Here is a 24,755-nt window from a genome sequence, read left to right as displayed (position 1 = left end):
TGTGTAACGCCCCTTTTTCACCTTCTTGACAGGTATGGCTGGGATGAGGGCAAAGAATTTATGATCAGTGATTAACTGGACTGGGTATGAAGCAACTAATATTATTTACCCTCCATCGACCGCAATAAAATTAGTTGGTAGTGAGGAGTTTAACCCTCATAAAACTCGCTCGTACTTCCGTCGTCAATACAAACGTTATAACGGTTATAATACCCACTTTTATATAATCACTGAGACTATTTCCTACGACTCCGACGCTCTAACTCTTTAATTACCCTCAGAACAAACAGCGACATTAAAGCGCCAATTAATGCCAGTTGCCACAACCCGCATCCTGCCGCAGTTCCTAAAGCGGCTGACACCCAAATAGCGGCGGCAGAGGTGAGCCCGTGAACTTCAACTTTGCCTATTTCCTGTCGATTTTGCCGCAGAATTTCTCCACCTCCCAAAAACCCAATCCCGGCAGCAATGCCTTGAATTACGCGCGCTACAGCATCTCCTCCGTTTTCATTTTTACCCATTGCCAGCGGCATTAAAACAAACAGTGCACAACCCATACTAACTAGCATATGAGTTCTCAAGCCCGCTGGTTTGTTTCTGAGTTGGCGCTCCCATCCAATAATTCCGCCAACAAACATGGCTAGGCACAACCTTAACAGTATGCCTAGCCAATTATCGGGAGACCACAAGTTAGCGATCGACAATGTTTTACTGCAAATAATTAATCCGAAGATTCCAATATTAGCGGAGTACGATGTCCGATCGCAATCTCACTGCCAAATCTTGTTCCGGGCGAATCACCAGCACGTCAACGCTGCGCCGCCCCAACAATACTCCAGCTAAAGCGCCGATCCCAGCGCCTCCCAATACTTCTTCAGTCGCGATGGCTTTGTCGCCGGTAATGCCTGCGAGTGCTGCTGCTGCTGCTGCACCCAAGGCTGCACCTTGCGCTACTGAACCTGTGCCAGCACCTTTTTGGACTCTTTCGGTTCTGGTAATAATTCCTGAATTTCCGTCAATCCGATAGCGTTGGCGGCGGCTGATAATTAACTCTCTGGCAACAAATTGAGTACCACTTTGATTGCCTCTTCTGACAGGTTGCAGTGCCCCGACTATCTGGCTGCCTGCGGGGATTAATACTCTGCCTTGAGGTGTGCGGATGTCTTGCGCTACTGTTAAAGTTAAAGGTGCAGTTTCTTCGCGGGTGACAACTATTTTGTCTTTTTCATAGCTAACTGGAATTACACTGCCCGAGGGAATTCGGATGCTATCAAATTGGGAAATTCGTTGTTGAGCTTCTGCGGGAGTAGCTACCACCAGCGGCGCGCTGGTTACAACTGTAATGCCCAGTGCGAGGATTGCTGCTGTTGCTGAACGCCATTTTTGAGAAGTAATCATATAAATTGTCTCCTTGCTTCAGTTTTTGTTTACTTAGGAACGCACTACTGCTAAATTTGTTTCTGGTTTCGCCTTCATCTGATGTTTTGATTATGGCAGGCGGGAATTCTAGAAGTTGGGAAGATAAGGTAGATAATCCAGAATTTTAAAATTTTGAAAAATAGATAAAATCGGCAAGAGTGGGAAGATAAGGAGGATAAAGGAGAGATTTCGGTTCATCCTCCCCCTTAGCCTCTAATTAGTTAAGGTGAAATCCCAGCACGAAGCCTCGGGACACGAGATTAATTGTTGAGAGCGTTTAAAGCTAACAATCCAGCACCGAAAGCTGGTTCGTATCGGGGCGAAATTACCTTAGCTTTTGGGGCGATCGCACTTATGGCTGCTTCAAACCGACCTCGGCAATTTGCCTCGCCGCCCCACACACCTCCTACGATCACAATTTCAAATTCTTCTGTTTGGTTAAATAGCGCTGAAATGGCTATTTTTGTTGAATAGGTTAATTCTGCCACAGCATTATTGATAATGCTGTCAGCGACGCGATCGCCCTCTGCTGCTGCTCCCTCGACAATCGGCGCTAAAGCTGCAATTTCTTTGACTCCCCAACCGCGCCCGTAAACGACTTCTACCAATTCTTCTAGGTTATTGAGGTCTAAATGCTTTTGAAATTTTTCCGCAAGCACGGTAAAATCTTCGCGTCCGTCATAGAACTTCAAAGCAGCTTGCAAACCCTGAAGGGCGATGTTATATCCGCTGCCTTCATCGCCTAAAATATATCCCCAACCCCCGACTCGTTTAGTTTTCCCGTGACGGTTTTGCCCGAAAACAATCGAACCGGTTCCTGAAATAACGGCGATACCCACTGGATGGCCTGTACCGCCAGCAAGTGCGATCGCGCAGTCACTGGAAATTACTATATTCCTGGGCAGGAACGATCGGGTTACTGGTAAAGTATTTGTCAACTGCAAGTTCTGCACTACAAATTGCACTATTTCACGATCTTTTGGACGCCCGACGCCTGCTAGTCCCAGACCAATTGCTTCTATGTTGAGATTGCCTACAGCCTCGACCTGAGCGGACAGAACTGCTCGTTCGATCGCCAATTGGATGGATTGTTTTGCTGTCTCAATTCCCAGGGTTTGATAATTTGACGGCCCTGCTTCACCCCGTCCTAAAACAAGGTGGTTGTCATCCATTAAAAGGCAGATAGTTTTAGTGCCGCCGCCGTCGATGCCGAATACGTAGCTCATGAATAATTTAGAGAATAATAGAGCAACCCAGATTAACAGAGATATGTCTATTCTACGCTTTGTACAATCCGATTAAATCGACAGAGCAATGCTAATAATAATTAAACCTAATAATGCTAACCAAACCAGATGGCGCTGACACCAATTTTTGATCGATTGCAGCCCGTCGCCACTGCTGTAAGGGATCGTCTGTGGCACAAGTGGCTCAGCTCGATCGTGATAAAGCGTGCATTCTTTGGCAAAGGGACGCTGCGGGTAGTTGCAAGTGTCGTCTTCGTGATAAATACAGGTAGCACACAGAAATTCTTCGGGTTTCGATCTATAAAGAGGGATACCCGGATGACCGAAAGCTTTGAGAGGGGTTTTGCAGTGCGGACAGGCGAGCGCTCGGGCGTCTACAGGTTGGTGACAGCGGGGGCAATCAGGCATAGACAGCGGGGTTATGGGGTAATGTGGTGGGTAGGCTCATTAGCGGGTTTTCCGAACGCCGATTAGCGCGATCGGCTCGCCATCAGGTGGCTGGATGCTCCAAAATAGAAAGGTAGGTGTGCGCTGATGTAACTTTAAGTTTACAGATGGTTTCGCAGCGACAGCAGGCGACCTGAGCCGATCGGGTATGAAAGGACAAACATTAGGAAAAATCTATGGATAACAATAGCAACTTACTCAAACAACTGGTAATGCTGGGCATTGGTACTACCTCCCTGGTGGCAGAGAAATTGCAGGAAGTGAGCGAGCAATGGGTCAAAGATGGCAAAATCAATCCTGAGCAAGCCAAAACCTTTGTCGATGACATGACGGAGCACCTCAAGTCTGAACAGGGCAATTGGGATACGCAGTTGCAGCGGCAACTACGGAATATGCTGCAAGATATGGGAGTCCCCCGACAGTCCGAAATGGATGAGTTGCGGGGAAGGCTCGATCGTTTGGAACGTCAGATGCGGGATTTAGAAAACCGTAACTGGCGCTGAGTTCGATCCTCTTCGAGGGCTTCGCTAACGCCCGTGAGGAGTTCGCTGCTATCTTGTGATAAGATTGTCATCCGAAGGCGGAAGGCTAAAAAAGGCACTTATGTAGAAGCCATTTATGTAGAATTACAAACATTATGACTTCATACTTTGGCCTTTAAAATTATCTGGTACCTGCCCTTTTTTGGTGGAAAAGTTCAGATAAAATTTGGTAGTTCTTGTTGTACTAGATGTCTTAGATATCTGAGATATCGCGGTTAAAAGTATCAGGAGGATTAATTTTGCGAGGAGTTCTAGTCAGCTTGGGGGTAATGCTGGTTTGCTTTGTGTTTTTGATAGTCGCTCAAATGGGCGGTTCTGGGTCCCAAGCAGTTGCAGCCGAATTGAACAATCTTTTACCCGAGACTGCTATTGAGAAATTGTCAGCGCAGTCTTTGAATGAAAATAACTTGATAGTAGCTGATGCTACTTTACCAGAGGTACCAGCTACTATCGCTGGCAATAACATGACTGATAATACTGTCACAACAGATTCAGGTCTGAAATATGTTGAATTGAAACAGGGTGATGGGGCGACTCCAAAAACCGGCCAGACAGTTGTGGTACACTACACTGGAACTTTGGAGGATGGCACCAAGTTTGACAGTTCGCGCGATCGCAATTCTCCTTTTCAGTTCAAAATTGGCGTAGGTCAAGTAATTAAGGGTTGGGATGAAGGTGTCGGTACGATGAAAGTTGGAGACCGCCGCAAGTTGATTATTCCCCCTGAACTCGGTTACGGTGCTCGCGGTGCGGGCGGGGTGATTCCTCCTAATGCTACGCTGATTTTTGATGTGGAATTGTTAAAAATCGCTGGCTAGGTAGCTCAATCTAATTCAACGTAAAACTTTTACGGTGTTTAGAAACCCGGTGTTTTTAAGAAACCGGGTTTCTGTGTATGCCCTGGTTGATTTACGATCGCTTCGGAGATGCCAGATTGCGAAAGCAGGTATATTGGGCGTCAAATAATAGTTTGATGATTCCTGTGGGGCCGTTTCTGTGTTTGGTAATAATTACTTCTGCAATTCCGCGATCGGGCGAATCAGGGTTATAGTATTCATCGCGGTAGAGCATAATTACTAAATCCGCGTCTTGCTCGATCGATCCACTTTCTCTCAAATCAGACATCATCGGCCGCTTGTTTGTCCTCGCTTCCACACCCCGACTCAACTGAGATAAGGCAATAATCGGCACGTTGAGTTCGCGGGCTAAACCTTTAAGACTTCTGGTAATTCGAGATAGTTCTTGCACGCGGTTGTCGCTGGTACCTTCCATTAATTGCAGGTAATCTAGCAAGACTAATCCTAGGGTTCCGCCTTGTTCTGCTTGGAGGCGGCGGACTTTCGATCGTATTTCTGTGACGGTAATATTGGGAGTATCGTCAATAAACAGCGGTAGTTCTGATAAATTGCCAATGGCTGTACTAATTGGTTCCCATTCGTTTTGACTGATTCTACCCGATCGCAACCTGTTACTTTCTATTTTGGCTTCGCTGGACAGGATACGCTGCACTAGCTGTTCTTTCGACATTTCTAAGCTGAAAACGGCAACCGGCAATTTTTGCTGTCCGGCGGCGATGTGGTGGGCGATGTTGGTACAAAAGGCCGTTTTGCCCATCGCCGGCCTGGCTGCAACGATGATTAAATCCGATCGCTGAAAGCCTCCTGTCATAGCATCTAAGTCATAAAAACCGCACGGAATACCGGGAAGTGTCAGGCCTTCATTGCGATTTTCTAGGTCTTGAAATGTTTGGTTTAGTGTTTCGCCGATCGATACTAAATCCTGTTGCGGGCGTTCTTGAGTTATGCTGAAAATTTCTTGTTCGGCGCGGTCTAAGACTGTTTCTAGTGGTGTTGCCGTCTCGTAACCTAATTGTACTATGTTGTTGCCAGCTTCGATTAATTTGCGGCGCTGATATTTGTCTTCAACTAAAACTGCATATTGGTCGATGTTGACTGCGGAAACTGTGCGATCGACTAATTGTGCTAATTTAGTTAGTCCTCCTACTTGCTCTAACTGGTTGCGGTCGGTTAGCGCAGTTGTTACCGTCATTAAATCGGTAGGTTGACCCTGTAAAAATAGGCCTAATGCCGAGCGATAAATGACTTGATGAGCGGTGATGGCAAAAAACTCCGGTCGCAGCAGTTCGGCAATTCGGGAAATAGCTTCGGGGTCAATTAAAATCCCGCCCAAAATTGCTTCTTCTGCCTCTATATTTGTCGGCATCAAATCGCTCATTAGTCAATAGTCCTCAGTCCTTAGTCCGCAGTCATTAGTTATTAGTTGCCAGTGATTAGTCGTCAGTTTTGAATCCTTAGTTAGCAGTCCTCAGTCCTTAGTTAGCGGTACTCAGTTCTTAGCTAATGACTAATGACTAACAACTAATGACTGATGACTAATGACTAACAACTAATTACTCATGACTGATGACTCTTAATTACATCGGAACAACTTGAATATCAACTTCGGCGGTAACTTCTGCGTGTAGTTTGATTTCAGCTTTGTATGTACCAGTTTGGCGAATTTCGGGCAGAGTGATGCCGCGCCGATCGACTTCTTGACTGGTAGAGTTGAAAATCAGTTCTGCTACTTCTTGGTTGGTAACAGTACCAAAAATCGCGTCTGCTTCCCCAACTTGCTTGGAAATGATGAAAGGCCCAGCCGATTGGAGGGCGGTTTTGCGGACTTCAGCTTGCTGCTTGAGCTCTAGCTGGCGCAGTCTTTCTTCTTCACGGCGGCGCTCTGCTTGCTTGAGAATGCCCGGAGTGGCTCTAAATCCCATTCCTTGGGGTACTAGGTAGTTGCGGGCGTAGCCCGGGGCTACTTCTACTACGTCGCCAGCTTTGCCGAGTTTGCTGACATCTTTATTTAAAACTAATTGAACGCGCTTGGCCATGATCGTGGGTTGTGGGGTTTTAACTGCAACTTTTTATAATAGCGAAGTTTGAGGGGCGATCGCAAGGGAGAAGGAAGTTCGCCAACGGATTATGTAGCGGATGTAGTGGATTTAACGGATTTAATAACGGATGGATGTTGAGATTCGAGGTTCGAGGGAAGAAACAGGGATAATATTTTTTACGGGCAAATTCAGTTTGAAATTACGCAAAACGGGGGTTCTGTAATGAGGCAAATCAACTACAGCGCAATGTCTTACCGAGCACTCACGCTTTATTTTCAAGGCGCTGGGCGACGATCGCTCGCGCTACAGTAGCAACTAACTGGGTCGGATTGATCGGCTTGGCTAAGTGTTGGTCAAATCCGGCTTGCAAAACTTGGCGCTCGTTCGCTTCTCCAGCATAGGCCGTTAAGGCGATCGCCAACAACTGGCGATACTCAGGCGCAAGCTGAGTGCGGATGCGCTTGATCAACATATATCCGTCCATCTGGGGCATTCCGATGTCGCTGACGAGCAAATCTGGTGCAGTTTGTTCGATCGACTCTAGCGCCTCAGTAGCAGATGACAGGGAAATCACCTCTGCACCGGCTTCCTCAAGCACGAAAGCGACAAAATCTCGCGAGTCGAGTTCATCATCTACCACCAAAATTCTCAATCCAGCTAGCGGCAAGGATGAGAGATCGGGACAAGCAGCCCCATGACGTTCTTCCTCCTCCTGCCTTCTAAAATCATCATTTAATAGCGGTAATCTCACCGTAAACGTCGCTCCTTGACCTTCTCCGGCGCTTTCTGCAAACACGGTTCCGCCGTGAAGTTCGATCAGTTGGCGGACGATCGCCAATCCCAGTCCCAAGCCTCCAAATCTGCGCGTTGTAGCGCCATCTTCTTGTCGGAAATGGTCAAAAACATAAGGCAAGAAATCGGGAAGAATACCTTTACCCGTGTCCGTGACTTGAATTTGAGCTTGGCGTGCGATTTGCCCTAATCGAACTTCTACTCGACCGCCTTCGGGCGTGAATTTCACCGCATTTGATAACAAATTCCACACAATTTGTTGCAAGCGACTTGTATCGCCGAGAACTGGCCCGACATCAGGATTTAAGATTGTTTGGATTTTAATTTTTTTAGCTTCTGCTGCTAATTGCACGGTTTCCACAGCAGATGGAATAATAGTTGCCAGATTCATCGGAGCAACATTTAATCTGAGTTTTCCTTGCAGAATCCGAGACACGTCAAGCAAGTCCTCGATTAATTGAGATTGCAGTCTGGCGTTGCGCTCAATCGTCTCAAAGGCCTTGGCAGTTTGAGCCGGCTTCAGCTTGCCGCCGATAAGCAGTTGCGACCAGCCTAAAATCGGATTTAAGGGCGATCGCAACTCGTGAGAAAGCACCGCCAGAAACTCGTCTTTAATGCGGTTAGCTCGCTCGGCTTCCGTGCGGGCAGTTTGTTCTAATTGGAGAACCATATCGCGCTCAGTTTCCACTTGTTTGCGCTCTGTAATGTCGATAACAGAGCCGATATAACCCTCAAATTGTCCCCTTTCGGAAAATCTGGGAGCAGCCGCATCGATCACCCAAGAATATCCGCCATCCTGGCGCCGGAGGCGAAATTCTACGCGGTACGGTTCCTGGCGTTCGTTGGCGGTCAAGAACGCATTTTTTGCCTGTTCTCGGTCTTCTGGATGTGCCGCGTTTACCCAACCCAGTCCCAAACCTGTTTCCTCAGTTTGACCTGTGAAGTCATACCAGCTTTCGCTCAAGAAAGTGCAATAGCCTGTGGGGTCTGTTACCCATACCATAAAGGGAGCGTTGTTAGCCATATTGCGGAATCGTTCTTCGCTTTCTTGCATCGCTGCTTCTGCTTGTTTGCGTTCTGTGATATCCCGACAGACAATCACTCCGCCTTTGATTTCACTGCTAGCATCAACTACCGGATAACCGCTGATACTGATCCAGCGATCTTCGGAATCTTCGCGGCGGACAAATACCTCTACATCATTGACATATTCACCTTTGATTGCTCTGGCTAGAGGTAGTTCAGCGTCGGGGAAGAAGGTTTTTTTGTCTGCGGTAAATAGTCCGTAGGTGCTCGACCATTCCTCACAAGATTTTTCATTCGATAGCTGACCGAATATGCCTACGGCGGCTCGGTTAAACAACACAAACTCTCCTTGTTGGTTGGCCAAAATTAAACCATCGCCAATGCTGTCAATGATGACTTGAAGTAACTTAGTTTGTTCTTCCCGGGCGACTTCTGCTCGTTTGCGATTTGTGATGTCGCTGGAGATGCCAATTAAGCCGATGACTTCTCCCGCCTGATTGCGATATGGAGCTTTCATTACCAGAAATGTCCGAATGCCATCGTGAGATTCTTCGAGGACTTCTGTTTTGCCGGATTCCATAATGCGCCGATCGTTTTCCGTGACTGTGACTGCAAGTTCTGTTACTGGGTATAAATCCAGGTCGCGACCACCAATTACTTCAGAAGCAGGTTTGCCCATTATTTCCAGCGTGGCTGGATTTGCATAAATAATCCGTCCTTCTCGATCTTTGACAAAAATTGGCGTGGGTGCTGACTCGTTAATTACGTTCAAAATCGCATTTTTTTGTCGCAATTCTTCTTCAGTGCGTTTGCGATCGCTAATATCGCTCCAATAAGCCGTCAGTCCTTCTGCCGCTGGATAGGCGCTCACTTCTATATACATCTGGAGCGACGGGGAAAACTCTTCAAATTTGACAGAAACTTGCTCGTTAACGACTCGATGAAATTCTTGATATACCCTCGAATTCGCTTCTCCCTCGGCGGGGAATATCTCCCAGATCGATCGACCTAACAAGTCGGCCCTCGATCGAGAAAGCAGTTTTTCTGCTGTGGCATTAACGTAGGTATAGCGCCATTGTGAATCGAGCGCCATAAAGGCATCCGTAATACTTTCTATAATATTGCTGACTTGCTGGGAGGCCGCTTGCACCGCGAGTTCAGCGTTTTTACGATCGGTGATGATTTCGCAAAAAATCATGATGCCGCCAATCTCATTGGTATTGGTTCGCCAAGGGTGAATTTCCCACTGCACCCAGTCGATTAAGCCATCAGGGCGGGGAAACCGATCTTCTTGGCAGAGTTCGACTGCTCCCGCCAGACAGCGCTGGTGGATTTGTTTGAAACGATCGGGCAAATTGGGAAAGATGTCGTAGTGCGATCGACCCACAATGTTTTGATCGCCGAGCCCGTAACTTGATAGCCAGCGGTCGCTCACCAGCATATACCGCATCTGGCGGTCAAACATCGCCACCCCCGCAGGCGAATGTTTAACGAACAGCCGCAGTTGTTCTTCCTGTTGTCGCAACCGATTCTCTGATTGTTTGCGATCGCTGATTTCTTTGAAAAGTAAGGCGACTTTTCGGCTGTGTGGCTCAGGAGTGCGGAACGCCAAAACCTCGAACCAGCGGTTCATGACTTCCGAGCCGTGCTCGAAGCGCAAGGACTCCCCCGTCAGCGCGACTTTGCCGTACATCTCAAACCAATAATCTTCGAGGTCCGGAACGAGCTGCCGCGCCGTTTTACCCGCAGGTTGTTCGAGTCCGGTTTGTTTCAAGAAGGCCGGATTGACTTCCAAAAAGCGGTAATCGATCGGCTTTTCGTTTTCGTCAAACAGCATTTCTATGACGCAAAAGCCTTCGTCTAGGGACTCAAACAAAGTGCGATAGCGTTCCTCGGAACGGCGCAAAGCAGCAATAGCTTGTTTGCGATCGCTAATATCCATAAAGGCCGCCACACACCCCCGAACTGCGCCCTGTTCGTTAAATAACGGCACCGCATTCACCAACCAATCAAAGGCCACCCCGTCCGATCGCACCATTTGAATTTCCACATCTCGCACTTGGACGCCGGAAGCCACGGCCAGTTGCATGGGGAGTTGTTCTCCCGGAATTTCTTCTCCGTTGCGGAGTCGTCTAAAGGGAAGGGCTGCGGCTTGCTCTCCGGTTCCAGAAACATTGGTATCCGGCGGCACTATCAACATCGACTGGGCAAATCGGTTAGCGCGAATTACTTTACACTGTGGGTCGTCGGCGATCGTAATGCCCACGGGTACAGCATCAAGTATCGATTCGAGTTCATTAATTCGTCGCTCTAGTTCTTGGTTGAGCCGTTGAATTTCCTTTTGGGTAGCTTTGCGATCGGTAATTTCATGCACCGTCACATTCACTCCCAGGACGCGATCGTCCTGGGCCCTCAGTGGATAGACACTCAACAGCCAATCCTGTTCGACTCCCGGCTGTGCTGAGTTCGTCCTGCGAACTTCGAGCTGTTGAAGTGGAACTTTAGTTTCAATAACTTGTCGGTAAAGCGGCTCTAAATCATCTGCCATTTCTGGCAAGATTTCGCGCAATGTTTGGCCGATGTGGGCGGCGGCTGGAACTCCGTTAATTTCTGCTAGCCAATCGTTGAGGCGGACAAACCGCAACTCAGTATCGAGGAAGCAAAGTCCGATCGGCGCACTAGCATAAATCGCCTCGATTTCTGCTAGTTGTTGATGTGCCGTTTGCGCTTGTTTAATATAAGCAGCCCTAGCCGCTTTCTCCTCAGTGACATCTTGAAAATAAACGGCAAGCCCCGATGGGATGGGATAAGCTCGTACCGCATACCAAGCATTGAGTGGCGGATAAAAAGAGTCAAAACTAACCGTAACTTGGAACGTGGCGGCGTGGCGATATTCCTGCTCAAACAAACTGCCCACTGATTCGGGAAACTCTTCCCAAATGCTGTTGCCAATCAAATCTTTCGAGGGCCGATTCAGCCACCGCGCCGCTTGCGAATTGAGGTAGGTAAATCGCCAGTCTCGATCCAAAGCAAAGAACCCGTCCGAAATACTTTCGAGGGTGTCTGACAGTTGGGGCGCGGGCGCGTTACAGACTGGTTCAGGCTGAGGTTGAGCGAGCTCCGTGAAGGTTGTAACTACCGCATAGGGAGTCGATCGATCTTCCTGAAATAAAGGTTGAGAATTGAGCGTCAACCAAATCAATTCTCCCTGTGGTCGATCAAAGCCCATGATGACATTTAAACATGGTTGCCCGGTTTGCAGCGCCACCATCGCCGGATGTGTCTCGCCGGGAAAATCCGAACCATCTTCACACAGAGTCTGCCACCGACTGTTGATTGAAGTGCATAAGAGCATCTGTTGTGCTGTCATCCCCAACAGATCCTGGGCGTGAGAATTGCACCCCTGAATGCTACCATCTGCCAATTGCAGAACCATCCCTACATCAGTTGGCCAAGGCGCGGCTGGGTAGAACGCTTTGTTAGAATCCGTTGAAACAGAGGGGTCGATTTTTGCTTGAGGTTCAGTATTGCGTGGGTTTTGCATCGGTTTCTAACAACGCTAATTTTACTTTTGGCAAAGCAAACCGCGCTCAATAATAGGGAAATAACCAGAGGAACTTTTGACTTGAGCAGGGTGACACTTCAAACCTAAGATGGATGTTGATCGTTCTGCGGTAATATCGATATCTAGACAATTTATTTTATCGTAGACTCCCACGTCTGAACCAGTTGCGGGATTCAGCACAGGCGACGGGGAATTTTCTGGCTGTTTCAAATGCCAGGTTAGTCCGTCTGATTATTTTTCGCGTTGCTGCATATTACCAATGGCTGTTGCTCGTTTTCGGGTGCGAACAGATGGCACTTGCACACAGATAAATAAGTAGATGAAGCTTGAAAATACATAACCCCTCTCTGGCAGCGAGTTAAACGAAGCAATCGCTATTGTTACGCCCGCCTTACATTCTGTTACATTGTAAACTTTATTTGCGCCTACCTACTTAGAAACCCCGTTTCTTTGTGTAAATCTAACCGGAAATTTAGGCAAGATTTTGTTCGTCTCAACGGTAAACGGGCGATCGCATTTACCTCAATACAGGGTCGCCTGCTTCCTCCAGTCCCAACGTTTGTGTCACGTTTGCCGTTCATCTCACAAACTTAATCCTATGCACATATTCACAGCCGCCGATCGCACCTATATTCTGGGGTTAGCAGCACTTCTGAAGTCTGTAGATCTGAATATTAGCCAATCTGGGGAGGAGCAGGTCAAAATTAGCGTTGTATCTACCAGGATATATTCACAGCAAAAGGAACAGTTACAGAATTGCTGCAAATACCAGATTGAATGGCAAGAATTGCAATCTAATTACGACCAACTTCTTTCGATATCAGGTTCTAAACTTCCTTACGTTAAATTGGAGCCGCGAAAATATACCAAAGAAACAGAAAGGCTGATTTGGCTCGACAGTGATACGATCGTTCTGGGCAGCTTAAAGCCGCTGTGGAACCTAGATTTTCCAACTCTGCCGATAGCAGCCGCCGCCAACTTCTGGGGAAATCCCAACAATTATCAAGATCGAAACCCTTATTTCAATAGTGGTGTTTTAGTTTACAACATGAAGCTTTGGGAGGAAGAGCAACTGTCGGAAAAGTTGCTCCAAAATGCTAGAACCCACGTTTGGGGCGATCGCGATCAAGGTGCATTAAATTCAGTTTTAGTGGGAAGGTGGAAGCAATTAGACCAAATATGGAACAACCACAAGACTGATGATATGTCAAGTAAAGTGATGCACTTTATGTCAAGACCGAAACCGTGGGAAAGCTCCGCCCCCAATCAATTATGGCTTGATATGTTGTCTCAGACACCGTTTAAGGACGAACTAGAAAAAATTCCAAATAAGTTTAAGGGGCTGTCGAGCTTTCACGTAAAATACCAAAGACTTGACAGGTGGTTGAGCGAACCGATACTCAAGTTTAAGAGTTACCTGAAACAAAAAAAACGTTAAGGTCAAAATTGGTCTTTCATGCCGCGCAATCGAGCGAAGGTTTGCACTGGATCGGAGGTGTTGGCGGCTGATTGCAGGTTGGGAAAATCCCAGCGCAAAAATGGGTTTGTCCTTTTTTCGAGGCCGATCGATGATGGTATTGTAGGTTGCGATCGACTGCGCGCTTCCTTGACTTCGGCGAAGCGCTGCTGTAAATCCGGATTGTCGCCATCCACACTCAAAGCAAATTGCAGGTTGTTCAGCGTGTATTCGTGAGCGCACCAGACTCTCGTACTATCGGGCAAGTGTCGCAGTTGCCCCAGAGAGGCTAACATTTGGGCGGGAGTGCCTTCTTTGAGCCTGCCGCAGCCTCCTGCAAATAAGGTGTCGCCGCAAAACAACTCGCCGGTTTCGCTGGGGTTGCTGGGGGGGAAATAGTAGGCGATGTGAGCTTTTGTGTGGCCGGGTAGGAAGAAGACTTCGGCGGTTCTGTTGGCGAAAGAAACTCGATCGCCCGCTTGTAAAAACACTTGCTGTCCGGGAATTCTGCCTCGGTCTTCTGCGCCACCGTAAACTTTAATTTGGGGAAAGCGATCGATCAGTTCCTGATTGCCGCCTATGTGGTCGCTGTGGTGGTGGGTATTGAAAATTGCTGTTAATTCGGCTCCGAGTGCTTGCAGTTGCTCTAATACTGGCTTTGAGCGCGCTGGATCCACGACGGCTGCTGTGTGGCTATCGGGGTCGTGCAGCAAGAAAATGTAATTGTCGGACAGTACCGGAAGCCGATAAACCTGCATAGAAAAGTGCCTCTCTAGGAAAAATATTATATAATTAAGTTACTCTGAACGCTATCCGAAGGCTGATTGCAGATTTCTTAAGTCCGCATATCTATCTTGGGAAGTAAAACTCTAATACGTTTCTGAGATAGGTTTCTGATACGTTATTTCTGCTGTTGAGCAAATTGATTTGCGGTCGAGTACGCACCATTTTTGGGTCAATAACTGCAATCCGCTTTAACTATTTTGGCATAAAACCGATCGAATAAATGCGAACATCTCACAACAAATCGAACTTAACAATTTCTCAAAAAGTCGATCGGATTGTAGCGTCTGGTAAGATAACTCGCCGGGAACACTTAGTTTTGACTTCGGCTATCCTGTCAGATGATAAAATTTCAGAAGAGGATCGACATCAGATTAATCGGATATTTGATTATATCCAAATTGGTCGCCTCAAGTTTATCGATTGAACACAAAGACTTGCACAGTCAGCATCTATCTGGAGTGTAAAAAGCGTTTTTTAGGAGTGCGAGCGTCCCGTCGGGCACAGCAAAGCCTATATATTTCGCTTTAATTCTCCGGCTCACGCGGAGTGTGAAAGCGTCTGATGTGGAAGTCTCAAATTAACAAGGCTCTTGGCAATCCCAGCTACAAAAACAGGCAGAAGAAAATGAGTGCAGACAAACCAACTATTTTGGTGACGGGCGGAGCTGGATATATTGGCTCTCACGCGGTATTAGCGCTGAAAAACGCCGGTTACGGTGTGGTGATTTTGGATAATTTAGTTTACGGTCACAGAGATTTAGTAGATCAGGCTTTGCAGGTGGAGTTAGTAGTTGGCGACACGAACGATCGCACTCTTCTAGACAACTTGTTTGCTACGCACAAGATTGAGGCGGTAATGCACTTTTCTGCATACGCTTACGTGGGCGAATCTGTTACCGACCCAGCTAAATATTATCGCAACAATGTCATCGGCACTATTACGCTTTTGGAAGCAATGATCGCTGCTGGCGTGAAGAAATTTGTGTTTTCTTCTACTTGCGCGACTTACGGTGTACCGCAGAAAATTCCGCTCACAGAAGACCACCCGCAAAATCCGATCAATCCTTACGGTGCTACTAAGTTAATGGTAGAACGGATTTTGTCGGATTTTGACGCTGCGTATGATTTCAAGTCTGTTTGTTTCCGCTATTTTAACGCGGCTGGGGCTGACCCTAACGGGTTGTTAGGAGAGGATCACAATCCAGAAACTCACCTAATCCCGCTGGTGTTGTTCGCTGCTTTGGGTAAACGAGATTCGATCGCGATTTTTGGCACGGATTACGAGACTCCTGACGGTACTTGCATTCGGGATTACATTCACGTTAACGATTTGGCATCTGCTCACATTTTGGGATTAGAATATTTGCTCAAGGGTGGCAAATCTGATTTCTTTAATTTGGGCAATGGCGGCGGGTTTTCGGTGAAAGAGGTGATAGAAACGGCTCGCCAAGTGACGGGAAAAGAGATTAAGGCTGTTGAGTGCGATCGGCGCCCGGGAGACCCGCCTGCTTTGGTTGGCAGCAGCGAGAAAGCCATCAAAACCTTGGGTTGGTCTCCAGAATATGCCGACATTAAGAACATTATCTCCCATGCTTGGCAGTGGCACCAAAAACGCCACAACTCTTAGTCTTTAAGGTGCGCTGGGCGCACCTTACCATTACAGCCAAGTTTGATGAAATTCTTGTGGGGTGGGCGTCCCCCCGCCCCAAAAATACAATATGCTAATAATATCTGCTAAATCGGGACAACTGGGCAACCGGTTGCTGCTTTTTGCTAATTTTATTGCTTGGGCGATCGAGCATAATTTGACTGTTCTCAATCCGGCTTTTGAGGAATATGCAGAATTCTTTGTGGGAACCGCAGGGGATTTTTTGTGTTGTTATCCTCCTCCATATTTTACCGCAGCAGGCAACAAGTTTGTCAGAAGTAAATATTACAAATTTATTAAGTATTTAAGCCAGCAAAAAATATTAAAAACGCAAGAAATAACCCGAGAAAAACCTTTTAGTTGGCTAAAATATCAGGAAATCGAACAAATCAAACACGGTTCAATTGTTTTTTTTCAAGGCTGGCTATTTCGAGATGGCTGGTTTGTAGAAGATCTCCCCTATTTACACAAGTACGCCGACCAGATTAGAGCATACTTGGCACCATTAGAGCGATATAGAATCAATGTAGCTAGTTTGATATTGAATTTAAAAAATAACTCTGATATCCTCGTCGGAATTCACATCCGTCAAGGGGATTATGCTCAGCATCAAAAGGGGAGATACTTTTACACAACTCAGCAATATTTAGAAGTCATGAATTCTGTGGTAAGGCTATTTGAAGGAAAAACAATCAAGTTTTTGATTTGTTCTAATATTCCACAAAATTCGAGTTTATTTGATAATTTTAACTGTGGATTTGGCAGTGGTCATTTAATTGAAGATATGTATGCTTTGGCTGAGTGCGACTATGTTGTTGGGCCGCCTAGCAGTTATACTATGTGGGCTTCTTTTTATGGAGATAAACCTCTTTACATGATCGCAAATCTCAATAAAACAATTAACCTGAAAGATTTTGTACATTTTTATGAATGGCAAGGAATTTTTCACGAACGAGATGACTGGAGTGAGAGCTTTTGGGAGTGGACACACGCTCGGTAAATAAGTAAATCAATAAGTAAATTAATGAATTCAAATAAATTAGCAATCAAGGGATTTATCACTATATTAACCGGTCTTTACTCTTTCCAAGATTGCGTTCATTTTCTGGCGTCTGTCAGGAAGTTTCACCGCGAACCAATTATTATTTTAATAGATAGAGTACCTCTAATTTTATATCCTTTACTTCAGGTGTTCGGAAATGTCATATTGAAACCTGCACCCTCTAATGAAAATCCTGTTTTGGCGTCGCGACTAGCTAAGCTGGCTTTGTACGAGGAATCTCTGTTTGAGAAAACTATTTATATGGATTGTGATATTTGTTTGCTGTCACCAATAGATGAGGTTTTTGATTTTCTTGATGGGGTGGATTTGTTGGTGACGGAAGATGTGCAGCCTGCGATTGCTAAAGCGGCAAATTTATTAAGAGTCAAGCAGGATATTCTGTCAACTTTGCAGTCTGTCGGGTTGCCGCTAAATGCAAATAGCATTCAATACAATGGCGGATTTATCGCTTTTACGAAAAGCAGTAAAACTCAGGAATTGTTTATAAACTTTAAGAAATATTTTAACATGGTAGTGGCGCATCAAAATGTGCTACTCTTGAAAGACCAGGGAGCTTTTGCGGCGGCTGTTGAATCGGTGAAACCAAAAATGACAACTTTGTCCCCGGTTTACAACTACTTGGATAAGTGGAAAGATGTTTATACGATCGACAAACCGATTAAAGTAATGCACTGCACTTATCCTTACCGCCCTCAGTACGCGAAGAACGTGACGAGATCGCTCTTTACTAGAATAGTCGATCGCACAGCTAAAATATTTTTACCAAATCAACTTAACAATCCCTGGCGTTTAAAATAATTAAAGTTGGTTGGCAAACTGAATCAAAAGCAACAAAATTCAGCTTCAATTTAAAAAAATTAGCCTCAACATATCCGAAAATTTACCTAGAAGAATTATTGCTGGCTGGAATAACAGTCTTGGGTTCATTATTGTGTTTTTTTTACCAAAAGACGCGTTTCTGCCCTTTGCCCTGGTTAAAAACCCGGTTGCTTTGGTTTGGAGTGCGTGAGTCCCCATCGCCTTGACAAAAGCTTGGTTAAGCAGGAAAATCAAACAAATGTTTTAAACAAAATACTCAGTGAAAGTTTCATTAGTAGTGAGCGATTTGTCAGGCGGAGGTGCAATTCGTGCTTTTTTATTAGCTCAAGTCTTGATTGAGCTTAAATGTGATGTAGAAATTGTTGGATTTCAGTTTGGCAAGGAATTGTACGCTACTCCTCCTAGAGACATCCCAGTATGTGCGATACCGGGTAAAAATTATCCGGGGTTTTTAATGGATGCTCAAAAACTTTGGAAAAAAATAGATGGGGATATTATTTATGCAGTCAAACCTAAACCTACAAGCTTTGGGCTATCACTGCTAAAAAAACTGGCGACTCGCCAATTTATAATTTTAGATATAGACGACTGGGAACTGAGCTGGTACGGCGGAGATGAATGGAAATACCGTCCATCTTTCAAACAACTTTATCGAGATATTTTTAAACAGAACGGTCAATTGAGAGAACCAGATAATCCGCTCTATCTCAAGTGGATGGAAAGTCTCATTCACCGTGCTGATGCAGTCACCGTTGATACTGAGTTTTTAAAACAGCGTTTTGGTGGTGTATATTTGCCTAATGGTAAGGATACTGGAATGTTCGACCCTGCTAAATACAATCCTGAATTGAGCAGACAGCGTTACGGCTTATCCGGGTATAGAGTTCTGATGTTTCCGGGGGCACCGCGACCTCATAAAGGCGTGGAGGATGTTTTGATGGCCCTCGAACAGTTAAATGAGCCCGATTTAAAATTAGCGATCGTCGGCGGGAGTCCTTATGATGATTATGATGATAAACTTGTGAAACAATGGGGGCGTTGGATTATTAAACTGCCAAGGTTTCCAGTGGAGACAATGCCGTCCGTTGTAGCGGCGGCTCATGTTGTCGTTGTTCCTCAGCGAGAAACTCTCACAGCCGTGGCTCAGTTTCCACTCAAGCTGACAGATGGCATGGCAATGGCTAAGCCTGTTTTGTCTACGCGAGTGGGGGATATTCCAGCAATTTTAGGGGGAACGGGTTATTTAGTCGATCCGAGTTCTCCCGCTCAAATTTCACAAAAGATTCAATGGATATTTCAAAATTGGACAGCGGCTAATTTACAAGGCATGAAAGGGCGGGAAAGATGTGTGAAAAAATATAGTATTCAAGCAATGAAACCGATACTTTCAGATATAATCGCAGGTATGTAAATGTTATTTTAAAACTACTCACGGGAGGAAGAAAAACTGTCTCTTATTAAAGAATATTTTGAGATGCCGTACTGTTTAGCTGGGAATGCTTCATGTCTGCCAATAAGCTACTCCTAAAATTTGCCAGACGATATCCCGGCAGGATTTTCTTAACTGTGATGCTGGGCTTTTCTGGCGCTTTATTCAACGGTATCAGCACGACTCTGATTGTACCAGTGCTTTTAAGTTTTTTAGAGGAAGCGATCGAGCTGCGTGGTGCTCCACCTCTAATTAAAACTTTGATGTATCCCTTTGAGGGAATGCCCGGAAATCAGCGTTTAATGTTGATGACCGGGGCGGTTGTGCTGGCAATTTTTTTAAAAAATGTTGCGAGTTATATCAATACTTTAGTAGCTACTTCTCTGACGCGCTCTCTGACTTTTGATTTGCGAGAAGCAGGTTTGCGGTTGTTGTTAGAAGTAGATTTAGATTTTTACTCTAAAACTAAAGTCGGGGATTTAATTAATAGATTGGGCGGAGAGATTGGTCGGACTGCTAGTGCAGTTGGTACGGCCATCGGAATGTTTACTACCTCAATCACTGTTTTGGTGTTTGTGGGTCTGCTACTTTCGATCTCCTGGAAACTGACGGTGACAGCTACAGTTTTGCTGGGGTTAGTTGCTTGGACAAATCAATATATTATTAACCGTTCCAAGCATTTTGGTCACCTGCTTTCTGAAATGTCGAAAGATTATTCGGTTAGGGTGCTGGAAACGATTACTGGGATTCGGCTGGTTAAGTCAACGGGGAACGAGGAAAGAGAGTATCAGCGGATCAAGCATTTAATTCAAAGGCGAGAACAAGCGGATTTTCAGGCTCAGGTAAATTATGCGGCGATCGCCCCAATTAACGAAGTTGTTAATTTGATAGTTATAATTTTGATTGTATTTATAGGTCGCACAATATTTGCGAATGAGATAGAGTCTATTGCGACAATTTTATTAACCTATTTATTGGTACTGTTTCGATTGATTCCTTTAATTTCACAGTTGAATAGCGGGCGCAGTCAATTTGCAAATACGTCGGCTAGTGTAGAGGTGGTTAATGATTTTTTGAGCTGCGAGGACAAGCCATTTATGCTGAACGGTTCTGTGCCTTACACTCATTTGCGATCGGGAATTCATTTTAATAAAATATCTTTTAGTTATCCTAACCACAAAAATTTAGTTTTGCAAGGAATTGATTTGTTTCTACCTCACGGCACTACTTTGGCTTTGGTAGGAACTTCGGGTTCGGGCAAGTCAACTTTGGCAGATTTACTGCCGAGATTTTACGATCCTACTGAAGGTCATATCTCGATCGATGGCAGGGATTTGCGCGAATTTGATCTAAAAAGTCTCAGACAAGCGATGGGTATTGTTAGCCAAGATACGTTTTTGTTTAATGCTTCAGTGCGCGAAAATATTGCTTATGCTAGACCCCAAGCGACTGAGGAAGAAATTGTGGAAGCGGCGAAGGGAGCGAATGCTTACGAGTTTATCCAACTATTGCCGGATGGGTTGGAGACTCAAATTGGCGATCGGGGCGTGATCTTATCGGGAGGGCAGCGTCAGAGAATTTCAATTGCTAGAGCCCTGCTGCAAAACCCGGAAATCTTAATTTTAGATGAGGCAACGAGTTCGCTGGATACGGTTTCGGAAAGGTACGTGCAAGCGGCGATCGAGAAATTGAGTTGCGATCGCACAACGTTGGTAATCGCCCACCGCCTCTCCACAGTCCAAAAAGCCAACAAAATCGCCGTGATCGATCGCGGACAAGTAGTAGAAATGGGTTCCCACGAAGAATTGCTAGCAAAAGGAGGTTACTACACTCGCTTGTATTCAGTGCAATTTGCTGAAGAAACCGCTCGCGATGAAGCTCTAATTAGAGGTTCTTACGAAATTCGCACTCGCCTGACTCCCATGATAGCTTACCTCAAAATGCTAGTAGATGAAATGGTAGACTCTCCCGAAGAAAGAGACGAGTTAATCCGAGAATCATTTCACTCTGCTGCTAATATTTTCACTACTTTAGAATTTATAGAAAACACTATTAAGCGTCAGGCTGTTAAAAAGTAGTCTGTTGGCAGTTGTCAGTTGTCCACTGTCTACAGAGTTAACAATTACTAATTACCTATTACCAACTACCAATTACGATGTCTAAATATTATGTATTTTTTACCAGAAATATCTTACCGCAACCCAATATCGCGAGCTTAGTTCAAGTTGCACACTCGGCCAATGCCGCAGCAAACCTCGGTTATCGAGCAGTTTTGGTATACCTCCGTAAAGGCTGGAGTGCTTTGAATCCGGTTGATTTGCTTTTTCCTTTTCAACCCCGGAAACCCGATGACAAACTTGCCAAAATTTACAATATTCAAGATAAATTAAAAGTAGCAGATTTACCGATGCCGTGGCCGATCGACCGTTGGGACAGCAAGTGGACGAGTTCGAGTACAATAGTATCAAAATACTATTTACCGATTCACCTGCTTAAATCAACTAAAATTGTCCACACCCGCGACTGGAACTTTGTCAAAGCAGCAGTTAAAAACGGAATTCCCGCTATCTACGAACAGCACCACCATGAAAACAAGCAATTTGAACCAGAAATTGTCCGCAATCCTCTGCTTCAGATTTCCGTAACTGTTGCCGATACAGTGCGAGACAGCATGATTTTGAATGGGATGCCGCCGGAAAAAGTAATTACGCTGCACAACGGTTTTAACCATTTGTTTCTCGCGAGACAAACAGAAGCTGCCCTGAAGTGGCGACAGCAATTAATAGAAGATGAAAGACAATATTTAGCAGTTTATGCAGGCGGACTTTACCCGTTTAAAGGTGTTGATATTTTGGTGGATGTGGCTAAGGAATTGCCACTGGTTCAATTTGCGATCGCGGGCGGTGATTCATCCCAAGTAACAGCATACCAGCAGTTAGCAAAATCCAAGCAAGTTAACAACATTAAATTTCTCGGCTACCTCCCTCAAAATCAACTGGCTAGCTTGCTGCAAGCAGCCGATGTTTTGACTCACCCTCACTGTTTGACAGAAGCCGCGACGTTCACATCTCCTTTAAAATTCTTTGATTACATGGCATCGGGAACTCCGATTGTAGCGACGGAGATTGCATCATTAATGGAATTTAAATCGGGAAATATAGCAGCAACTTGGTGCGAACCGGATAACCCGCACCAGTTCGCGCAAAGCATTCGAGATTGTTTAACCAAATATCCGAGGAAAAGCGAAGGTTATGCAGAAACAATGGATTTTGTCAAGCAGTTTTCGTGGGAAAATAGGATAGAGAGAATTTTGAGTTATGTGGATGACCAAGTGCGATCGCAAATCATTCCTTAATCCTCATCCGATAATTTTAAAATCCGTAGGGGCGGGTTTTACCAACAATCATCGCCTAAAATTAATAATCTCATAAACCCGCCCCGCCCACACGCAAAAACCCGATTTATTATTAGATATGAACCCAAAAATCATCGGCACAATCACCACCTATCCAGGGATGAGTCAAAGCGACTGGCTGTGGCAACAAACCCCCCAAAACTTCGGTAAATGGGGCAACATTCAAATGCTCGCCAACCACCCAGAACCCGACTTTTTACTGATGTATCAATTTGACTTTCCCCAACAACCCAAAAAGCAATCGTGGGTCGATAAAATACGTCACTACAGGCATCAAAACGCAGAAAAATACATCCGAGACAAATTGCGCGGTGTCCCCAAAGAACGCATAATTTACCTGATCCGCGAACCGCCATTGCCAGAAGTTATTGAAATTACCAAAGCCAACTACGAACAAGCGAAACTTTATTGCGGTTACGTTTCCGGGCCCGACGATTTCGCACCAAACCCCAATTATATGCCCGCGATTTGGTATCACTCTAACTCGTTTCGAGATCTCGATGAAATGCCTGCGCCGCCGAAAACTAAATCCTGTTCTTGGATTACTTCAGGTGTTAGCCGCAGCGCCAATCACCGCCAGAGATTAGACTTTATCAAATTGCTGCAATCACAAGAATTGGATTTTGACCTTTACGGGCGAAACTTGCCAACTTGGGCGCGCGGGAACGGCACTGTGAACAATAAATGGCACGCCGTCGCACCATACTATTACAACTTAGCTATTGAAAATTATGCAGAAAACGATTTGTATGTCAGCGAGAAGCTTTGGGATGCTTTTTTAGCTTGGTGTTTGCCGATTTATTACGGCGGTTCGGCGGCGGATAAATTGTTGCCGGCGGGGAGTTTTCTGCGGCTTCCCAGTCTGGATGAGAAAGGAGTAGAATTTATTAAAGAGGTTGTGGCTAATGCGGATTATTGGCATGAAGCGAGGGAGAAAATTGCCGAAGCCAGACAAATCATTCTCCATGAATTGAACTTGCTTAATTGGCTGTCTAAGTTTGTATCTTAGGAAATAGGGCAATGACAGAAAACCAAAATCAACCCAAAAAATACGATGCCGTCAAGGGCGGTGAATCTCAAGTGCCATTTGCTGCGGCTGTTTTAGGCGGGATTCCCGGCGTTAAGAGTCGTTTGGCTTCACCGATTGTCGAGGTAAAAATTGCTGCGCTGTCTGAAGCAATCAGATATGGAGATGTTGGTTTAGATTTGATCGTTGGGGCACTGCAAGATGAATCGCTGCAGGTGAAGTTGGCAGCCTTTTTGGTGCTGAAGGATAGAGATGAACCAAATATAAAAAAGCAGTTACAAAAATATTTTCCTACTTTTGACTTTGATGCGATAACAGTAAATGCTAAAGGAAAAGAAAACAGTCGCTGCCGTTATTATGCTCACTTCTTCGCCGAAGACTTGGGGAATGGAGTTGTGCTGGAAATGGTTTATATTGCCGGAGGCACATTTATGATGGGTTCGCCTAACAGTGAACAAGGACGATATGATTACGAAAATCCGCACCATCTAGTCACGGTACCGGCTTTTTTTGCAGGCAAATACCCCATCACCCAAGCACAGTGGGAAGCAGTAATGGGAAACAACCCATCGGGTTTCAAAGGTGAAAAACGTTGTGTAGAAAATGTATCGTGGGATGATGCCGTCGAATTCTGTGCCAAAGTCTCGCAAAAAAACGGGAAAAAATATCGCCTCCTGAGTGAAGCAGAATGGGAATACGCCTGTCGTGCGAAAACCACAACCGAATTTCATTTTGGAGAAAACATTACCCCGGATTTAGTCAATTATCACGGATACTACCCCTACGCAAACGCTCCCAAAGGACTTTCCCGTAAAGAAACAACCAATGTCGGGAGATTTCCCCCCAATGCCTTTGGACTGTACGATATGCACGGCAATGTTTGGGAATGGTGCAGCGATAGGTGGCATGAAAACTATAACGGCGCACCAACTGACGGAAGTTGCTGGGAAACGGGCACATCTGAATACCGTATGCTGCGTGGCGGTTCCTGGGACAACTATGCGGTCAATTGTCGCAGTGCCGATCGTAACTGGCTTTCGGCGGGCGGTCGCCGCAGGAAGATCGGTTTTCGCGTAGCTGCGGATTTGGCGTAGTCTCCGGTTTTCGGTTCTGTGCTGCGGTCACCCGGACTCGCCCTTTTCTGTTCTTTTACCCTTTAAATGATTCGGCGGTGGCAAT

The 24,755-nt window shown here is 45.6% G+C and carries 19 protein-coding genes; 11 read left to right on the top strand and 8 right to left on the bottom strand.

Annotated elements, in window-relative coordinates; translation table 11 throughout:
• Window positions 1–236: 236 nt before the first annotated feature.
• The 4 genes from QUB25_RS08825 to QUB25_RS08810 all read right to left on the bottom strand — a co-directional run bounded on the left by QUB25_RS08825 (window position 237) and on the right by QUB25_RS08810 (window position 3,074).
• Window positions 237–638, bottom strand: coding sequence for an MgtC/SapB family protein (locus tag QUB25_RS08825; RefSeq protein WP_333036220.1), 402 nt, complete (start codon window positions 636–638; stop codon window positions 237–239).
• Window positions 639–741: 103 nt separating this feature from the next.
• Window positions 742–1,398: a hypothetical protein gene (locus tag QUB25_RS08820; protein ID WP_333182812.1), complete on the bottom strand. Its 657-nt coding sequence runs from the start codon at window positions 1,396–1,398 to the stop codon at window positions 742–744.
• 281 nt (window positions 1,399–1,679) lie between these two features.
• Window positions 1,680–2,645, bottom strand: a complete 966-nt coding sequence (locus QUB25_RS08815; RefSeq protein WP_333064044.1) for a BadF/BadG/BcrA/BcrD ATPase family protein — start codon at window positions 2,643–2,645, stop codon at window positions 1,680–1,682.
• Between the two features lie 72 nt (window positions 2,646–2,717).
• Window positions 2,718–3,074 (bottom strand): zinc ribbon domain-containing protein, encoded by a 357-nt coding sequence (locus QUB25_RS08810; protein ID WP_333064045.1) that lies wholly within the window; start codon window positions 3,072–3,074, stop codon window positions 2,718–2,720.
• Window positions 3,075–3,289: 215 nt separating this feature from the next.
• On the opposite strand from QUB25_RS08810, the gene QUB25_RS08805 reads away from it, so the two are divergent.
• Together QUB25_RS08805 and QUB25_RS08800 are read left to right on the top strand one after the other, a co-directional pair.
• Window positions 3,290–3,616: a phasin family protein gene (locus tag QUB25_RS08805; RefSeq protein ID WP_242723321.1), complete on the top strand. Its 327-nt coding sequence runs from the start codon at window positions 3,290–3,292 to the stop codon at window positions 3,614–3,616.
• Between the two features lie 278 nt (window positions 3,617–3,894).
• Window positions 3,895–4,473, top strand: a complete 579-nt coding sequence (locus QUB25_RS08800; RefSeq protein ID WP_333182808.1) for an FKBP-type peptidyl-prolyl cis-trans isomerase — start codon at window positions 3,895–3,897, stop codon at window positions 4,471–4,473.
• A gap of 91 nt (window positions 4,474–4,564) precedes the next feature.
• Here the strand turns inward: QUB25_RS08800 and dnaB are convergent, their stop codons facing one another.
• From dnaB to QUB25_RS08785, 3 genes are all read right to left on the bottom strand, one after another.
• A complete protein-coding gene (gene dnaB, locus QUB25_RS08795; protein WP_333063067.1) occupies window positions 4,565–5,890 on the bottom strand; it encodes a replicative DNA helicase in 1,326 nt (441 codons plus the stop codon).
• Between the two features lie 199 nt (window positions 5,891–6,089).
• On the bottom strand, window positions 6,090–6,548 hold the full coding sequence (gene rplI / locus QUB25_RS08790) for a 50S ribosomal protein L9 (RefSeq protein WP_006634794.1): 459 nt from the start codon (window positions 6,546–6,548) through the stop codon (window positions 6,090–6,092).
• A gap of 265 nt (window positions 6,549–6,813) precedes the next feature.
• Window positions 6,814–11,913 (bottom strand): PAS domain-containing protein, encoded by a 5,100-nt coding sequence (locus QUB25_RS08785; protein ID WP_333182805.1) that lies wholly within the window; start codon window positions 11,911–11,913, stop codon window positions 6,814–6,816.
• A gap of 619 nt (window positions 11,914–12,532) precedes the next feature.
• Between QUB25_RS08785 and QUB25_RS08780 the strand changes: the two genes are divergently transcribed.
• Complete coding sequence (locus QUB25_RS08780; RefSeq protein WP_333063072.1) at window positions 12,533–13,372, top strand: glycosyltransferase; 840 nt, start codon at window positions 12,533–12,535, stop codon at window positions 13,370–13,372.
• A gap of 2 nt (window positions 13,373–13,374) precedes the next feature.
• On the opposite strand, the gene gloB is transcribed toward QUB25_RS08780, so the two are convergent.
• Window positions 13,375–14,148, bottom strand: a complete 774-nt coding sequence (gene gloB / locus QUB25_RS08775; protein WP_333041027.1) for a hydroxyacylglutathione hydrolase — start codon at window positions 14,146–14,148, stop codon at window positions 13,375–13,377.
• 652 nt (window positions 14,149–14,800) lie between these two features.
• Here gloB and galE point away from each other — a divergent pair.
• The 8 genes from galE to QUB25_RS08735 all read left to right on the top strand — a co-directional run bounded on the left by galE (window position 14,801) and on the right by QUB25_RS08735 (window position 24,670).
• On the top strand, window positions 14,801–15,802 hold the full coding sequence (gene galE / locus QUB25_RS08770) for a UDP-glucose 4-epimerase GalE (RefSeq protein ID WP_333182803.1): 1,002 nt from the start codon (window positions 14,801–14,803) through the stop codon (window positions 15,800–15,802).
• A 91-nt stretch (window positions 15,803–15,893) separates the two neighbouring features.
• Window positions 15,894–16,823 carry an alpha-1,2-fucosyltransferase gene (locus tag QUB25_RS08765; protein WP_333182802.1) on the top strand — a complete coding sequence of 310 codons (930 nt, stop codon included), beginning with the start codon at window positions 15,894–15,896 and terminating at the stop codon, window positions 16,821–16,823.
• A 24-nt stretch (window positions 16,824–16,847) separates the two neighbouring features.
• Window positions 16,848–17,684 (top strand): hypothetical protein, encoded by an 837-nt coding sequence (locus QUB25_RS08760; protein ID WP_333041030.1) that lies wholly within the window; start codon window positions 16,848–16,850, stop codon window positions 17,682–17,684.
• Between the two features lie 280 nt (window positions 17,685–17,964).
• A complete protein-coding gene (locus tag QUB25_RS08755; RefSeq protein ID WP_333182800.1) occupies window positions 17,965–19,116 on the top strand; it encodes a glycosyltransferase family 4 protein in 1,152 nt (383 codons plus the stop codon).
• Window positions 19,117–19,208: 92 nt separating this feature from the next.
• Window positions 19,209–21,212 (top strand): ABC transporter ATP-binding protein, encoded by a 2,004-nt coding sequence (locus QUB25_RS08750; protein WP_333063079.1) that lies wholly within the window; start codon window positions 19,209–19,211, stop codon window positions 21,210–21,212.
• 77 nt (window positions 21,213–21,289) lie between these two features.
• A complete protein-coding gene (locus tag QUB25_RS08745) occupies window positions 21,290–22,489 on the top strand; it encodes a glycosyltransferase family 4 protein (RefSeq protein WP_333182798.1) in 1,200 nt (399 codons plus the stop codon).
• A 118-nt stretch (window positions 22,490–22,607) separates the two neighbouring features.
• On the top strand, window positions 22,608–23,558 hold the full coding sequence (locus QUB25_RS08740) for a glycosyltransferase family 10 domain-containing protein (protein WP_333182797.1): 951 nt from the start codon (window positions 22,608–22,610) through the stop codon (window positions 23,556–23,558).
• 11 nt (window positions 23,559–23,569) lie between these two features.
• Complete coding sequence (locus tag QUB25_RS08735; protein WP_333063084.1) at window positions 23,570–24,670, top strand: formylglycine-generating enzyme family protein; 1,101 nt, start codon at window positions 23,570–23,572, stop codon at window positions 24,668–24,670.
• Window positions 24,671–24,755: the final 85 nt, after the last annotated feature.

The organism is Microcoleus sp. B3-D7, from assembly GCF_036705305.1.
GTDB lineage: Bacteria > Cyanobacteriota > Cyanobacteriia > Cyanobacteriales > Microcoleaceae > Microcoleus.
This window is presented reverse-complemented; position numbering and strand designations above follow the sequence as displayed.

Excerpts from the sequence above, each read along its gene's own strand:
- dnaB (WP_333063067.1), bottom strand. The coding sequence starts at position 5,890 with ATGAGCGATTTGATGCCGACAAATATAGAGGCAGAAGAAGCAATTTTG.
- rplI (WP_006634794.1), bottom strand. The coding sequence starts at position 6,548 with ATGGCCAAGCGCGTTCAATTAGTTTTAAATAAAGATGTCAGCAAACTC.
- QUB25_RS08825 (WP_333036220.1), bottom strand. The coding sequence starts at position 638 with ATGTTTGTTGGCGGAATTATTGGATGGGAGCGCCAACTCAGAAACAAA.
- QUB25_RS08785 (WP_333182805.1), bottom strand. The coding sequence starts at position 11,913 with ATGCAAAACCCACGCAATACTGAACCTCAAGCAAAAATCGACCCCTCT.
- QUB25_RS08805 (WP_242723321.1), top strand. The coding sequence starts at position 3,290 with ATGGATAACAATAGCAACTTACTCAAACAACTGGTAATGCTGGGCATT.
- QUB25_RS08750 (WP_333063079.1), top strand. The coding sequence starts at position 19,209 with ATGTCTGCCAATAAGCTACTCCTAAAATTTGCCAGACGATATCCCGGC.
- QUB25_RS08745 (WP_333182798.1), top strand. The coding sequence starts at position 21,290 with ATGTCTAAATATTATGTATTTTTTACCAGAAATATCTTACCGCAACCC.
- QUB25_RS08810 (WP_333064045.1), bottom strand. The coding sequence starts at position 3,074 with ATGCCTGATTGCCCCCGCTGTCACCAACCTGTAGACGCCCGAGCGCTC.
- QUB25_RS08760 (WP_333041030.1), top strand. The coding sequence starts at position 16,848 with ATGAATTCAAATAAATTAGCAATCAAGGGATTTATCACTATATTAACC.
- QUB25_RS08765 (WP_333182802.1), top strand. The coding sequence starts at position 15,894 with ATGCTAATAATATCTGCTAAATCGGGACAACTGGGCAACCGGTTGCTG.
- QUB25_RS08815 (WP_333064044.1), bottom strand. The coding sequence starts at position 2,645 with ATGAGCTACGTATTCGGCATCGACGGCGGCGGCACTAAAACTATCTGC.
- QUB25_RS08780 (WP_333063072.1), top strand. The coding sequence starts at position 12,533 with ATGCACATATTCACAGCCGCCGATCGCACCTATATTCTGGGGTTAGCA.
- gloB (WP_333041027.1), bottom strand. The coding sequence starts at position 14,148 with ATGCAGGTTTATCGGCTTCCGGTACTGTCCGACAATTACATTTTCTTG.
- QUB25_RS08735 (WP_333063084.1), top strand. The coding sequence starts at position 23,570 with ATGACAGAAAACCAAAATCAACCCAAAAAATACGATGCCGTCAAGGGC.
- QUB25_RS08820 (WP_333182812.1), bottom strand. The coding sequence starts at position 1,398 with ATGATTACTTCTCAAAAATGGCGTTCAGCAACAGCAGCAATCCTCGCA.
- galE (WP_333182803.1), top strand. The coding sequence starts at position 14,801 with ATGAGTGCAGACAAACCAACTATTTTGGTGACGGGCGGAGCTGGATAT.
- QUB25_RS08740 (WP_333182797.1), top strand. The coding sequence starts at position 22,608 with ATGAACCCAAAAATCATCGGCACAATCACCACCTATCCAGGGATGAGT.